This window comes from Stomatohabitans albus (genome assembly GCF_036336025.1).
In the GTDB taxonomy this organism is placed as follows: Bacteria; Actinomycetota; Nitriliruptoria; order Euzebyales; family Euzebyaceae; genus Stomatohabitans; species Stomatohabitans albus.
The window spans coordinates 34,738-48,316 of the sequence record NZ_JAYKKE010000003.1; the positions used below are offsets into that span (position 1 = coordinate 34,738).

10 protein-coding genes are annotated in these 13,579 nt (G+C 53.6%); 1 reads left to right on the forward strand and 9 read right to left on the reverse strand.

Going from position 1 to position 13,579, the window contains the following annotated elements:
- Positions 1-442: 442 nt before the first annotated feature.
- The 9 genes from VCU37_RS07865 to ispG form a co-directional block, all read right to left on the reverse strand.
- On the reverse strand, positions 443-829 hold the full coding sequence (locus VCU37_RS07865) for a hypothetical protein (RefSeq protein ID WP_336250097.1): 387 nt from the start codon (positions 827-829) through the stop codon (positions 443-445).
- Positions 830-1,252: 423 nt separating this feature from the next.
- Entirely contained in the window at positions 1,253-2,128 is an 876-nt protein-coding gene (gene ribF, locus VCU37_RS07870) for a riboflavin biosynthesis protein RibF (RefSeq protein WP_336250098.1), read from the reverse strand.
- A 30-nt stretch (positions 2,129-2,158) separates the two neighbouring features.
- Positions 2,159-3,076, reverse strand: a complete 918-nt coding sequence (truB, locus tag VCU37_RS07875) for a tRNA pseudouridine(55) synthase TruB (RefSeq protein WP_336250099.1) — start codon at positions 3,074-3,076, stop codon at positions 2,159-2,161.
- A complete protein-coding gene (locus VCU37_RS07880) occupies positions 3,069-4,088 on the reverse strand; it encodes a DHH family phosphoesterase (RefSeq protein WP_336250100.1) in 1,020 nt (339 codons plus the stop codon). Before VCU37_RS07880 ends, truB begins: the two co-directional genes overlap by 8 nt.
- A gap of 7 nt (positions 4,089-4,095) precedes the next feature.
- Positions 4,096-4,509, reverse strand: coding sequence for a 30S ribosome-binding factor RbfA (gene rbfA / locus VCU37_RS07885; protein WP_336250101.1), 414 nt, complete (start codon positions 4,507-4,509; stop codon positions 4,096-4,098).
- Between the two features lie 101 nt (positions 4,510-4,610).
- Positions 4,611-7,700 carry a translation initiation factor IF-2 gene (infB, locus tag VCU37_RS07890; protein WP_336250102.1) on the reverse strand — a complete coding sequence of 1,030 codons (3,090 nt, stop codon included), beginning with the start codon at positions 7,698-7,700 and terminating at the stop codon, positions 4,611-4,613.
- A gap of 206 nt (positions 7,701-7,906) precedes the next feature.
- Entirely contained in the window at positions 7,907-9,076 is a 1,170-nt protein-coding gene (gene nusA, locus VCU37_RS07895) for a transcription termination factor NusA (protein WP_336250103.1), read from the reverse strand.
- 20 nt (positions 9,077-9,096) lie between these two features.
- Positions 9,097-9,564 carry a ribosome maturation factor RimP gene (locus VCU37_RS07900; protein WP_336250104.1) on the reverse strand — a complete coding sequence of 156 codons (468 nt, stop codon included), beginning with the start codon at positions 9,562-9,564 and terminating at the stop codon, positions 9,097-9,099.
- A 93-nt stretch (positions 9,565-9,657) separates the two neighbouring features.
- The gene (gene ispG / locus VCU37_RS07905; RefSeq protein WP_336250105.1) at positions 9,658-10,830 is read right to left on the reverse strand and encodes a flavodoxin-dependent (E)-4-hydroxy-3-methylbut-2-enyl-diphosphate synthase; all 1,173 of its coding nucleotides are present in this window, start codon (positions 10,828-10,830) and stop codon (positions 9,658-9,660) included.
- A gap of 64 nt (positions 10,831-10,894) precedes the next feature.
- Here ispG and VCU37_RS07910 point away from each other — a divergent pair, with 64 nt between their 5' ends.
- A complete protein-coding gene (locus tag VCU37_RS07910; protein ID WP_336250106.1) occupies positions 10,895-13,507 on the forward strand; it encodes an MMPL family transporter in 2,613 nt (870 codons plus the stop codon).
- The last annotated feature ends 72 nt before the right edge of the window (positions 13,508-13,579 follow it).

Sequence of the window (13,579 nt, forward strand, 5' to 3'; positions counted from 1 at the left end):
CCGCTACCAGAACAAGCAGCCAAGGAAGCAACCAACAAAAGAACAAAACCAAAACGCCTGGGTATCATCACGACCCCTTTCACCAGCAACTCAGCACGAGCTCATACCTACTCAGACTCTCATATCACAGCCCATCCACAAACACCACTTTGAAACTACGTGATTTCCACGTCTAAAAACCAACAACAGCTGCGACGCACGCAAATGGCCAGCAGAACAGACTGCTGGCCAGAGGGAAAGCGTGAGACAAGTTAGCTCATGAGTTCGTGGGTGCGTGCACAGTCCTTCTGAGGCTAGTCAATCAACGCACCGTTTCCTGAATACTGTTCTTGCCCATGCAGGTGATGATGAAACTCAATCCCGATCACCTCACCATAAAGATTACTACAATAAGAATATATTAAAATATTAATATATTTGTTTAGCTTGATGATATCAGACGCTATAGCCGTCTGCCCTCAATATAGCTGCTAACTCTAGCCTTACCTTGACCATATACGTCATACAAATATCCTGGAATGAGAACTAAAGCAATCTCGACTAGAAATAATGTTATATTACTCAAAGTACTATTGGCAATAATAACAGCAACGGGAACTAGAATTAAACCTAAAAGACCGCGCTCAAGAAAGGGATTTATAGAAGCTATTACCCCAAATCGAGAAGCAAGTCCGACAAAGAATAACATCATATTAGAGAAGATAGTAAATATAAGCACATTTCTAGTTGAACCAAATATTTGTAGAATTAAAATAAAAAATACTATCCATAAGATAAACAGAATTAAAGACACTTTATCATACTTGATCCATTCAGAAATCCTAACCATAACCAACATACCCCTTCTTATTAAGTAAGGATACACGATTGCCGAATCCTCATTCCATAACAAGTTTTGAGAACATCTTATCCCAACCCCGATTAATAAAGACTTTTACTGTGGTTACCTCCATCAGATTGAATGACAATTCCATTCGATTGAAGATAGTCTGCGTATGTTAAGAACGAGTCTTTGAGATTAAAATTTAACTCAATAAGATCACTATATTGTAATACGGTTGTACGCATGTCCTCCTGATTAATTTCACTCCCGATGGCTGTATTCGCGAGTGCGGGTGTTGCAGTGAACGCCATCAAAGCCACGAGGAAAGTAGCAATCGACCACATCATAGCGTTACTCCCTATCTGTTCGGATTCTACTGACCCGTACACTAGGAAGATAACGCCACCCCTTTAAGTGCAACCTAACCGGTTAGCTCATGAGTTCGCGGGTGCGCGCACAGTCCTTCTGAAGCTGCTCAATCAACGCTTCTTTACCCGGATATCGCTCTTGCCCACGCAGGTGATGATGAAACTCAATCGTGATTAGCTCACTATAAATATCATCATCAAAATCAAGCAGATGCGCCTCAACACGCAAGGTCGGCGTATGCCCAAACGTCGTGTTATACCCGATACTCACAGCAGTCAACACATTCTCATAGCCCGCCCCATGCATCAACCCGGCATACACCCCAATAGCCGGTACCGTCATCTCTGGACGCACGTCTAAATTCGCGGTTGGGAACCCCAAGGTACGCCCACGCTGATCACCCGTAATCACCGTAGAACGCAAATAATGCGGACGGCCCAACATCTCATTGGCTCGCTCCACCCAACCTGTCTTAATGGCATCACGAATCTGGGTAGACGACACAATCACCCCATCAACCGTGCACAGATCAGCCATCGTGATTGGCACGTATTTCGCAATCACCTCTGGGGTACCTTTGGCATCTTGCCCAAACCTGAAGTTGGCTCCCACGATGACCTGTTCAGCCTCAAGACGACCAACCACAATGTCACGCACAAAGTCATCGGCGTTCATCTGGCGTACCCCTTCATGGAAATGTAGGGGTACCACTTGGTCTACACCATCAATCGCCGACAGGGCAGCAATACGGTCTTCATCTCGTTGCAGTTGGGTGGGTTGCCTATCGGGTGCGATCACGGCCATTGGATGATGGGCAAAGGTCATCACCGTGCACTGCCGGTCATTCGCACGTGCATCATCAATCGCCTGTTGTATTAACCGCTGATGACCAATATGAAGCCCATCAAACATGCCAATAGCAACCGTTGCACCCATAATCAATATCCGTTCGTTCGTTGTAACCCATCAGTGCATAATGAGCTTACTCACTAATTGGTTGCCCACATCATGCACAATACCAACGAGGTAACCATCAGGATCAACAGCCACGGTGTCTGTAGATAGTCCCAAAGCCACGGGGCGTTGCCCGTTACGGAGCTGCTCAGCCATTGCACTCGTAATCGTGACGGTTGGTAAAAAGGAGAGCGCCGTCAACGGTGGTTGTAATGCGGCTCGCAAACCCGCCTCATCAAGCCCTTCAAGCGGCACGGCCTCAGCCAACGTTGACTGCCCACTGGCGGTGCGACGCAATGCCGTTAAATGGCCCCCTACACCGAGGGCTTGGCCTATATCGTCTGCCAGGGTACGAATATAGGTCCCAGCCGAACACACCACGGTGAGTGCCACATGAGGATACGGTTCATACCCCATGCCATCAATCGTGATTGATTGAATAGTCACTGGCCGGGGGTTCCGTTCAACCACCTCACCCCGCCGGGCTTTCTCATGGAGGCGTTCCCCATCAACCCGAATGGCGCTCACCATCGGTGGAATCTGCTCGATGTCACCGATGAACTGGCCAAGCACCCCTTGGACATCATCGGTAGTCACATGACTTGCATCAGTTGTACTGGTCTCAACCCCGTCATCATCGAGGGTGTCGGTGGTGCGCCCTAATCGCACCGTGGCTTCATAGGTTTTAGTTGCCGCTTGCAGCCACGGCACCAGTCGTGTCGCTCGCCCAATGCACACCACGAGCACACCGGTTGCTGCCGGGTCGAGGGTACCGGCATGGCCGACTTTAGGGCCTTGGCGTTTGCCTTTACGGCCAGGGCGTGAACCCACAAGACGACGAATCTTGCCAACCACATCGTGACTGGTCATGCCAGCCGGCTTGTCAATGACAATAACCCCTTCATTGGGGTCAATGGCAAGGTCAGTCATTACTGATGCCAACGGCTTCTATCGCCGCATAGATCTGGGCAATAGCATCTTCATAATCCTTGGCGCGGACGGTGCAACCAGCCGCCAACGTGTGCCCGCCCCCACCAAAATACTGGGCAATCCGAGCCACGTTCATGCCGATGCGGCCACGGAATGAGGTACGCCAAAGTCCAGGCGCATCTTCGCGGGTCACAATAGCCACACAGACCTCATCTATGGCGCGCAGATGGTCTAGAATCTTTTCACTCTCATCAAGGGCAATGCCTATGCGTTGCACATCTTCTTGGCTCACCCAAGAAATGACGATGCCATCGTTCAGCGTTGCCCGCGAAAGCATCAGGCCCGTGAGCTCTAAAAACGCTGCGGGATTGGACATAAAGACCACCTGATTGATCACGTCAGGGTTGGCGCCAGCTTCAATCAACCGTGCCGCAAACTGGTGGTCATAGATAGGGCTACGCCCATAGGAAAAGCGACCAGTATCTGTAGTGAGTCCAAGGAGCAGCAGCTCAGCCATCTCTGGGGTCAGGTCAACCCCAAGGGCATCAATGACACGAACAACCACCCCACACGCACTGGACTGGTCGGGGTCGATGTAGTGCAAGTCACCATAAAAATCATTCGTATTGTGATGGTCGATAACCACCACCGTGGGCACAGCCTCAAGGAGTGGCATCAAGGTGCCATTACGTTTGAAACTGGCCGTGTCACACGTAACCACAACGTCGTAGTCCTCAGCCTTGGGATAGGTCACCACCGTTTCCTGGCCACCAAAGCGTACCCATGTCGGTGACAGCTCCTTTGGGCTTGAGTCAGCAATTGCTGGATCACCACCCCATGAGGTATCTGCGGCAATGCCAAGTGAACGTAATGCGAGGGCTAAGGCTCGGCTGGACCCGATAGCATCACCATCAGGATTCACATGCCCGGTAACCAGCACACGCTTGGCACCGCGGAGCGTGGTCACAATAGCATCAATGGCAGCATCATCAGTTGGGGTGGTCATACTCATCGGGCATCTATCCTTCAGTTATCGCGTCTGGAGTATCACCCGACGTATCGGCCTGTTCCCCTTCACCTAAATCCTCTTTGGGATGCAGGCCGGCAAGAATTTCATCGATATGGCGACCGTGTTCAGCTACATCGTCATAGGTAAAAACCAGTTCGGGAACATTACGGATTCCCAGAGCATGAGCTAGCTCACTCCTAAGCAAACCACGGGCGCTGGACAGCCCCTTGGTCGTCTTTTCCCGTTCTTCTTCGGTATCTGGCAACACCGTCCAGTACACCGTTGCCCGGTCGTTATCACCAGTCAATCGCACATCGGTGACGGTAACAAAACCAATCCGAGGGTCTTTAACCCGTTGTAAGGCCAAAGCCATATGCTCACGAATGCGCTCGGCTAACCGCGCGCCCTTGGGTGCTTGACTCATCCTCGGACTCCTTTATCTTTGTCGTGCCCTGTAAAGCCTATGGTGCAATGCAATAGGAACAGAAGAACCCCGCCGAAACGGGGTTCTTTAACTGAACGTTACTATGTTCGTGCGACTTCTTGTTCGGTGTAGCACTCGAACTCGTCACCGGCTTTGATGTCTTGGAAATTGGTCAGGCCCACACCACATTCGTAGTTGGTTGCCACTTCGGCCACATCGTCCTTAAAGCGACGCAACGAGGCGATCTGGTCATCAGCCACGACAACCCCATCTCGGATGACGCGCACACTCGCATTGCGGCGAAGTACCCCTTCGGTCACGTAGGAACCAAAGACAAATCCCGCACGCGGCACCTTAAAGACCTCACGCACGGTGGCACGACCCAAGACCACTTCTTCAATCTCAGGAGCCAACATGCCCTTGATGGCCGCTTCAACATCTTCAATCGCCTTGTAGATGATGGAGTATTGACGCAAGTCAACGCCAGACTCATCAATGGCGTGGCGGGCGTTACTTTCAGGTCGGACATTGAAGGCAATGATGATCGCATTTGATGCTTCAGCAAGCACCACATCATCAGTGGTCACCGCACCCACGCCCTTACGGACAATACGGGTGCGAACCCCTTCAACATTGAGCTTGTTCATCTCTGCGGCAACAGCTTCGACCGTACCGGACACATCACCCTTGATAACCAGGTTGACGGTAGTCAGTTCGCCTTCGGCAACAGCTGAGGACAAGGTATCCAACGTCATCACTCGTGGACGGTTTGCCAACTCGGCCTTGCGTTCACGGTCAGCACGACCAGCCGCAATTTCACGGGCGGTACGTTCATCTTCGACCACGCGGAACTCATCACCAGCACTAGGCACATCGGACCAACCAAGAACCTGAACAGGTTTGGCAGGTTCGGCTTCGGTGACCCGCTCGCCTTGATCATCAAACATGGCGCGGACACGGCAGCTTGCAATGCCAGCCACCAGGTTGTCACCTTGGCGCAACGTACCGTTGCGAACAAGCACCGTTGCAACCGCCCCACGCCCACGGTCCAGGTTTGCTTCGATCACGGTACCTGAGGCCTCACGGTTTGGATTGGCCTTCGTTTCTTGAACGTCAGCCTGTAACAAGATCAGGTCAAGAAGCTCATCAAGGTTGGTGCCCTTGAGTGCTGACACATCAACCATCGTGGTTTGACCGCCGAACTCTTCGGCAATCAAGTCGTACTCCGTCAACTGGGTACGCACCCGAATCGGGTCTGCGCCTTCTTTATCAATCTTGTTGACCGCCACAATGATCGGCACGTCAGCCGCCTTGATGTGATCAATGGCTTCAACGGTCTGTGGTTTCACCCCGTCATCGGCTGCTACGACGAGCACCGCAACGTCTGTCACCTTGGCACCACGGGCACGCATGGCGGTAAACGCTTCGTGACCAGGGGTGTCGATAAAGGTGATTTTGCGGCCTTGACGAGTGACCTGGTAGGCACCGATGTGCTGAGTAATGCCACCGGCTTCGCCACTGACCACGTCAGCATGACGGATAGCGTCAAGAAGCTTCGTTTTACCGTGGTCAACGTGACCCATAACGGTCACCACTGGGGCACGGTCGACAAGGTCGGCTGGATCGTCATCTTCTACGTCGCCAAACTCCATCATTTCGGCAGTAACGAAGCGGATATCAGCTTCCATCTCTGCCCCAACGAGCTCAACGAGGTCATCAGAAATGGACTGGGTTACGGTGACCATTTCACCCATACGGAACAACACACCAATGATGTCAGTCGGGTTCACACCCATGGCCTTAGCCAACTCATTGACCGTAATCCCACTCATCACCTCAATGGGACCTTCAACGGTGGCCTTGACCGGACCGCTCTTCTTGCGGCGTTGCCGTGACCGATTCTCTGCCTCAAATTGCTCTTGAGGCGTCATATCACCCTTGGACTTTTTCTTACTCTTTGGGCGATGTTGGCCTGGACGCGGTGCGGCTGGACCATCGTTTCGCTGATCTTGTGGCTGGTGACGGTCACCACTCGGACGCCCACCAGGACGGCCAGCCCCACCACCATGACCACCATGCTGATTTGCGGGAGCTGCCTTCAAAGGTGGTGGGATATGACGTTTGCCAGACCCTTCACGCGGCAGATTTGATTCAATACGGCGACGTTGCTGGGCATCAGCCGGTGCTGGTTGACCCGCCGTAGGTTGACCAGGACGCGGGGGTGTACCAGGACGTGGCACCCCAGGAGTTCCTTGCCCACCCTGGCGTTGCTGGCCGCCTTGGCGCGCCTGTCCACCTTGGCGTTGCTGCCCGCTTTGGCGTTGCTGGCCGCCTTGGCGTGCCTGTCCTTGACGACGTTGATCGCCTCGTGGTTGGCGCGGCTGGGCTGGCGCGTCACCGCTGTAATTCTGTGCTGTCTGATCAACAGGACGATGCGGCTCTGGTGCGGGACGAACAACAACTTCATCGGCACGACGAACCACACCGGCAGCGGCAATCTTGGCTGCTTGACGTGGGTCAAGGGGACGAGAAATAGACCCCGCCTTGCCTTGGGCTGTACCCGCTGGAGCCGCACCTGACGACACGCTAGGACTTGGTGCAGGCTCATCTGCGGGAGGTGTTGAGGCCGGCCGTTGCGCCACCGGAGGTGCCCCTCCAGGACGTTGAGCTGGAGCCGGAGTTGGAGCCGGGCGTTCAGGGTCCGGTTGTACAACAGGCGTTCCATCCGCCGTGAGCGCATCGCTGCTGGCACTGGGCGCCGGTGCTGGTCGGAAGGCTTGCACTGGAGCGGTCGCTGGACGTGGCGCACCGGTTCCACCCTCGGGGGTGCTGGCTACCGGAGTTGGCGGTGTCGCTGGCCTCGCCTCAGGGCTCTCTTCTTGGTCTGCCTGACCCCCACCACGCAGGTGTGGCGGGACAATCCGGTTAGCCTTTGCCCCTTTGGATGGACTGAGGTCTTCGAGATCGTATTGCTCAGCCTCAGCCTTCGTGTCTTCAACGGGTTTCGCCTGACGTTTCGCACGCGCTTCACCAAGGCTATCCATCAGCTTCTTCGCGTCGGCAGCATCAATGGACGATGAGTGGGACTTCGCCTCAATACCCATATCGGCAAGACGAGCCAGGACTGCCTTATTGCTCAGCCCGGTTTCCTTGGCTATCTCGTATATACGAACCTTGCTTATGGGGACCACTTTCCTAACTTGACACGCGACATCGCCCAAGGACATTAGGCGATGAACATTGTTGTACTGGTGTTTAAGGCCGGACGGTCCTAAACGGACCATCTAGGGTACCGGCATCACGCGCGCTTTCAGTGGCTTATCACGCGTGAACACAAAATGGAGAACGTTCAGGCACGTTGCACCCTACTAGCTAGTCCATTCGTACTAGCTCGGTATTAGACCTCTTGCTCATCCGGCGCTTCGTTTGGCACTGACGGTGCAACCTCATCTGAGTCACCATCAATGGGTTCAGCGGGCTCTGGTTCAGCATCATTTGTTAACGCTGGAGCGTCATCAACAAGTGGTGCCACATCTTCGCCAGCCTCAGCAGCATCTACACCCTGTTCATCCAGCCACGCTTGAGCAGCGGCTTGTTCTTCAGCGAACTGGGTTTCGGACTTGATATCAATCCGCCACTTCGTGAGCCGGTGCGCCAGGCGTGCATTCTGCCCATCGCGCCCAATGGCTAACGGCAACTGGTAATCGGGCACAATGACAATAGCAAGCTGTTCATCAGGGTAGAGGTAGACCTCACGAACCTTGGCTGGGCTTAACGCATTGGCAACAAGCTGAGCTGGTTCTTCACTCCACGTGATGATGTCAATTTTTTCTTGAGCCAACGCATCGACAATGGCCCGTACACGCTGACCGCGAGGACCAACGCACGCTCCAACTGGATCAACAGCTGGGTCTTGGCTCTGTACCGCAATTTTTGTGCGATAGCCAGCTTCGCGGGCAATGGCTTTAATCGTGACAATACCGGACTCAATTTCGGGGACTTCAAGCCGGAATAACGCAGTGACTAGATCAGGATGGGTACGACTGACCAAGATGGCTGGGCCGGTTCCTTTGCGCTTTACCTCAGTAACGATCGCACGGATCCGCTCCCCATGGTGGTATTGCTCCGTTGGCACCTGTTCACCCATGGGCAGTACGGCTTCCGCATTCCCCAAGTCAAGGACAACGGTGCGGTTGTCATGAAGCTGGATGGTGCCCGTAACGAGGTCACCTTCTTTGCCGGCATACTCCCCCACCGTTTGTTCCCGCTCTGCCTCACGCAGGCGCTGGGTGAGTACCTGTTTGACCGTCATCGCGATCATACGTCCACCCGGATCTTCTGGGGTATCAACCCACTCCTCAACAAGCTGATCATGCTCATCGAATGTCTGTGCAAATACCGTGACTTCACCAGTGGAGCGGTTGATAACGACTCGCGCATGATCCGTGTCATGGGTGCGCTTGTACGCATTGGCCATGGCTGATTCCATTGCTTCTAACACCGTGTCAAAGGACAGGTTCTTCTCGCGTGCAATCATCTCAATTGCACTGATATCCATGGGTTTCATGGGGGCTCCTCTGGCAAGTATTAAAACGGTAGTGTCTGAACAGCCTTCCGGATGTTCCTATATTCCACCGTAACGGGACCGGCATCAGTTTTGATCGTGACCGCATCATCGGTCGCCTGGACAACTGGCCCAGTCACCGATGCACCATCGTGGGGTTGGACGGTGACCGAATGGGTTCCAACACGAACAAAGTCTGCTTGTGTTGTTAATGGCCAATTCACGCCTGGCGTGGTTACTTCTAAGGTGTACTCCCCAGGGACTGGGTCCTTGGGCGTGTTCTCGACCTCATCAAGTGCTTGGTTAATCACACTCGCGGTATCAGCAACCTCATCAAGGGTCAATCCACCAACCTTGCCGATGATGATCGTAACCTTGCGTGCTGGTGGCTTACCAGCCACACGAACGGCAACTATCTCAATTGATGACGGCACAACACCAGTGAGGAACTGACGAAGGTCCGTGCTGACCGCTTCATTATCGTTGGCCATCGGTGTCCTTTCCTCAAAGTGCTGTTGATAAAAATTCAAGCGGGCAAGGCCCACTTGTGCTCTTTAGACCATAGCCCGATTAGAGAGCGACTTCTACGCAGTAACAACTGCAGGCTCCCCCTCGCCACGCTCGTTACGTATCTCATCAGCCATCTCCGTGGCCATTTCAATAAGTGTGCCGACGATTTCATCTTCGGGAACGGTTTTTACAACCTGCCCTTTCTTGATGATCTGGCCCTTCCCATTCCCACTAGCAACCCCAAGGTCAGCTTCGCGCGCCTCACCAGGCCCATTCACGATGCACCCCATCACCGCCACCCGCATCGGGACATCAATGAGGCCATCCAGCGCGTCTTGAACTTGGGTACTGAGTGTCCAAATATCCACTTGCACCCGTCCACACCCTGGGCACGACACCACATCAAGGCCACGCTCACGCAAATGCAAGGACTCAAGCATCGTGATGCCCGCCTTCACCTCTTCAACTGGCGGACTTGAGAGTGAAACCCGAATGGTGTCACCAATCCCTTCGGCTAATAGGGTGCCGATGCCAACTGCACTTTTGATGCTGCCGGTTCCGGCTGGACCAGCTTCGGTCACGCCGAGGTGAAGGGGATAGTCACAGGATTTAGCCAGAAGTCGGTAGGTTTGAATCATGACCCACGGGTCCGAGTGCTTCACGCTGATGGCAATATCACCGAAATCAACATCCTCAAGAATGTGGGCCTCATCCAATGCACTTTCAACAAGGGCTTCAGGGGTCACCCCACCGTATTTATGAATGAGCCGGGCTTCGAGTGACCCGCCATTCACTCCGATACGGATCGGAATATGCTTCTCACGCGCCGCATCCCCGATGAGGCGCACCTTCGACTTATCCCCTGCTTTGTGGATATTGCCTGGATTGATACGCACCTTCGCAACCCCCGCTTCGATCGCGGCCATGGCGTATTTCCATTGGAAATGAATATCCGTCACAATCGGAACAGGGCTCTTTTGGGCGATAATCCCCAATACGTCAGCATCCTCTTGACGGGGAACAGCAATGCGCACAATGTCAACACCGGCAGCATTGAGCTCCGCAATTTGCTGCAATGTGGCGTTGATGTCATGCGTTTTTGTTGTCGTCATCGATTGCACGCTAATTGGCGCACCGCCCCCGACAGCAACATCTCCAACCTGAATCTGGCGGCTCACACGGCGTTGAGGCGGGTCGTTATGTGGGGCATCAGCTGGGGTTTGGGGTAATAGCGGAAGAGAGGACATTCAGTAACGGTACCGAGCGTTTGGGTCGCTGACTAGTATGCCAAGGGAAATAGAGGAGGTTTTTGTGCCAACAGCTCGTCCACCGTTCACCCAACGCCTCGCCGTCGCCAGTGCGACGCACCCATATCGTGTGCTTGTGGGGTGGTTGGTTATCTGTGTGGTCATGGGGGCGCTAGCTACCACATCACTCTCGGACCACTTGACGTCAGCATTCACGCTGGGTGGCGACTACCAGAGCGTTCGGGCTAAAACTGTACTTGAAGAAGCTGGGCTACCACCGGTTTCAACCACTCGAGAAACCATATTGGTTGATGCTGGTGACCAACTCACTGCCGATGATCCCGCATTCACCACACGAGAAGCCACCATCGCCGATAACATCCGCGATGCGCTCAGTCACGTACTGACCGAAGCCAATGGCAAACCGGTGTCCGTTGCGGCACTGACCCTAGAAGATTTGGAATCCGGAGAACTTCCTGCACCGAGTGTTATTGACCGTCAAACTATTCAGCGGCTTGTTGATCAGGCAAGAAGCGACCGTGAAGCGGCGTTTCGCTCCCGAGGTGATGCCTTGGCTGTTCGTGGTGACGCCTTACTTGCACAAGAAGAAGCCCTTAAACAAGCACAAGAATCCATACAATCCCAAGTCCAGCAAGGCCTCCTCTCCCCTCAAGATGCCGCAGCACAAGGGGCTGAACTCGCCGCCCAAGGTCAAACCCTCGCCCAAGCCGCAACTGATTTAAATACCGACCGTGAAGCCCTTGATGCTGATATTGCGCAAGCAACACACGATGCGGATGCACAGTTGGCCAAGGTCGATACCGTCATCGACTCCTTAACCGGCAAGGACAACCACAGCAGCATCATCTTGGTTAATGCTGGCCAGCCGATCAATACGATCAATATCGAAGACTGGACTGAACGCATACAAGCACAACGTGATGGACAACTTACCGTCACAACCTTAGGCCAACGTTCCATTCAACATGCGTTCAGCCATATCGTCGAAGAGGATCTATCAAACGCTGAGCTGACCGGAGTGCCCATTACCCTGCTGGTCCTTGTCGTTGTTTTTGGCGCACTCATTGCAGCGTTGAACTCATTGCTCCTTGCCGTTGTCGCCATTACCTGCGCCTTAGGACTCGCGGCAGTGGTAGGGCAGGTCATGACGTTACAACTCTTTGTGACCAATATGATCTCAATGCTTGGCTTGGCTGTTGGAATTGATTACTGCCTCTTTGTAACCGAACGCTATCGAGAAGAACGCCGCCGTGGCCGCCCGACCAAGGACGCTATCGCCATCGCCGGTGGCACAAGCGGCATGGCCATGACCTTTAGTGGTGCAACGGTCATTTTGTCGTTATTGGGCATTATGTTTGTGCCGCTCAATGTCTATCAATCCATGAGTTTGGGTGCCGTGCTCGTCGTCAGCATGGCGGTAGCTGCCGTGCTCACCCTCCTACCCGCCATTCTTGTACTCCTTGGCGACCGTATTAACTGGCCAGTACGAACACGATCCAAGTCCCTAGAAGCCATTGATGAACGCTGGCTCTACAGCGGGTTTTTTGGGCAACTGACAAAGCTCAGCGTAACGCACCCTTGGGCGGTCATGACTGCTTCAGTTGCCTTCCTCGTAGCACTGGCTATCCCTGCTTTATCACTACAGACCGGATTTGTTGGCGCTGATAGTTTGCCTCGCGGCGATGTTGCCGACGGAGTACATCGCCTCTATGACCAATGGGGGGAAGGGCAACTCTTTCCCGTTGAACTCGTTGCAACCACGCCTGAACGTCAGCGTGATCTGACCATGCTCGAACAAACCCTCGTCGATGATCCACTCGTTGAAACGGTACTTCCTATTGAGACGAGTAAAAACGGGAAGGTCAGCCGGCTAGACCTCCACCTCAAAACAAGCCCATCAGACCCAAAATCCTATGATTGGGTACGCAATTTTCGAGCCGAACATGCCCCTGAAGGGGACGACCAAGGGCTGCTCGTTGGTGGCCAGAGCGCCGGTGAGTTGGATATGCAACTGATGCTCGCCCCAACAACCCCATTGGCAATCGGGTTCGTACTGACCCTGAGTTTCATCTTGTTGATGATCGCATTCCGAAGCCTCATCGTCCCGATTAAGGCGATGATCTACAACTTGCTCAGTGTGGGCGCTACCTACGGGGTAATGACGTTAGTCTTTGCACACGGTTGGGGGCTGGATCTGTTGGGGTACACCCACACGCCCAAAATAGAAGCCTGGCTGCCCATCTTGTTATTTAGCGTCCTGTTTGGCCTCAGTATGGATTATCACGTATTCATCCTGAGCCGAATGCGTGAACACTATGACCGCACCGGCAATAACCGAGAAAGCGTTGCGATGGGCATTCGTTCTACATCTCGCATTATTACTGGTGCGGCCCTCATCATGGTGGTCGTCTTCATGACCTTTTCCTTTGGTTCAGCCACCCAAATCCAACAATTGGGCTTTGGCTTGGCCGTTGCGGTTTTCCTCGACGCTACAGTGATTCGTTCTCTCCTGGTGCCATCGGTGATGGTGCTTATGGACCATCTCAACTGGTGGCTTCCCGGTTGGTTACGTTGGCTTCCAAAGATCAATATTGAAGGGCCACCAGCTGAGGACATCCTCGACCCGCCTACCCAAGAAACTACTACTAAGGTGTAAATCTCGGAGCAAATACGTCCGTGTGGTGTGGTGTACACCACACCAGCAACGACAGGTTTTGACCGTTCCCGA

Excerpts from the sequence above, each read along its gene's own strand:
- ribF (WP_336250098.1), bottom strand. The coding sequence starts at position 2,128 with ATGGGTGCAACGGTTGCTATTGGCATGTTTGATGGGCTTCATATTGGT.
- rbfA (WP_336250101.1), bottom strand. The coding sequence starts at position 4,509 with ATGAGTCAAGCACCCAAGGGCGCGCGGTTAGCCGAGCGCATTCGTGAG.
- nusA (WP_336250103.1), bottom strand. The coding sequence starts at position 9,076 with ATGAAACCCATGGATATCAGTGCAATTGAGATGATTGCACGCGAGAAG.
- VCU37_RS07880 (WP_336250100.1), bottom strand. The coding sequence starts at position 4,088 with ATGAGTATGACCACCCCAACTGATGATGCTGCCATTGATGCTATTGTG.
- VCU37_RS07865 (WP_336250097.1), bottom strand. The coding sequence starts at position 829 with ATGGTTAGGATTTCTGAATGGATCAAGTATGATAAAGTGTCTTTAATT.
- truB (WP_336250099.1), bottom strand. The coding sequence starts at position 3,076 with ATGACTGACCTTGCCATTGACCCCAATGAAGGGGTTATTGTCATTGAC.
- VCU37_RS07900 (WP_336250104.1), bottom strand. The coding sequence starts at position 9,564 with ATGGCCAACGATAATGAAGCGGTCAGCACGGACCTTCGTCAGTTCCTC.
- ispG (WP_336250105.1), bottom strand. The coding sequence starts at position 10,830 with ATGTCCTCTCTTCCGCTATTACCCCAAACCCCAGCTGATGCCCCACAT.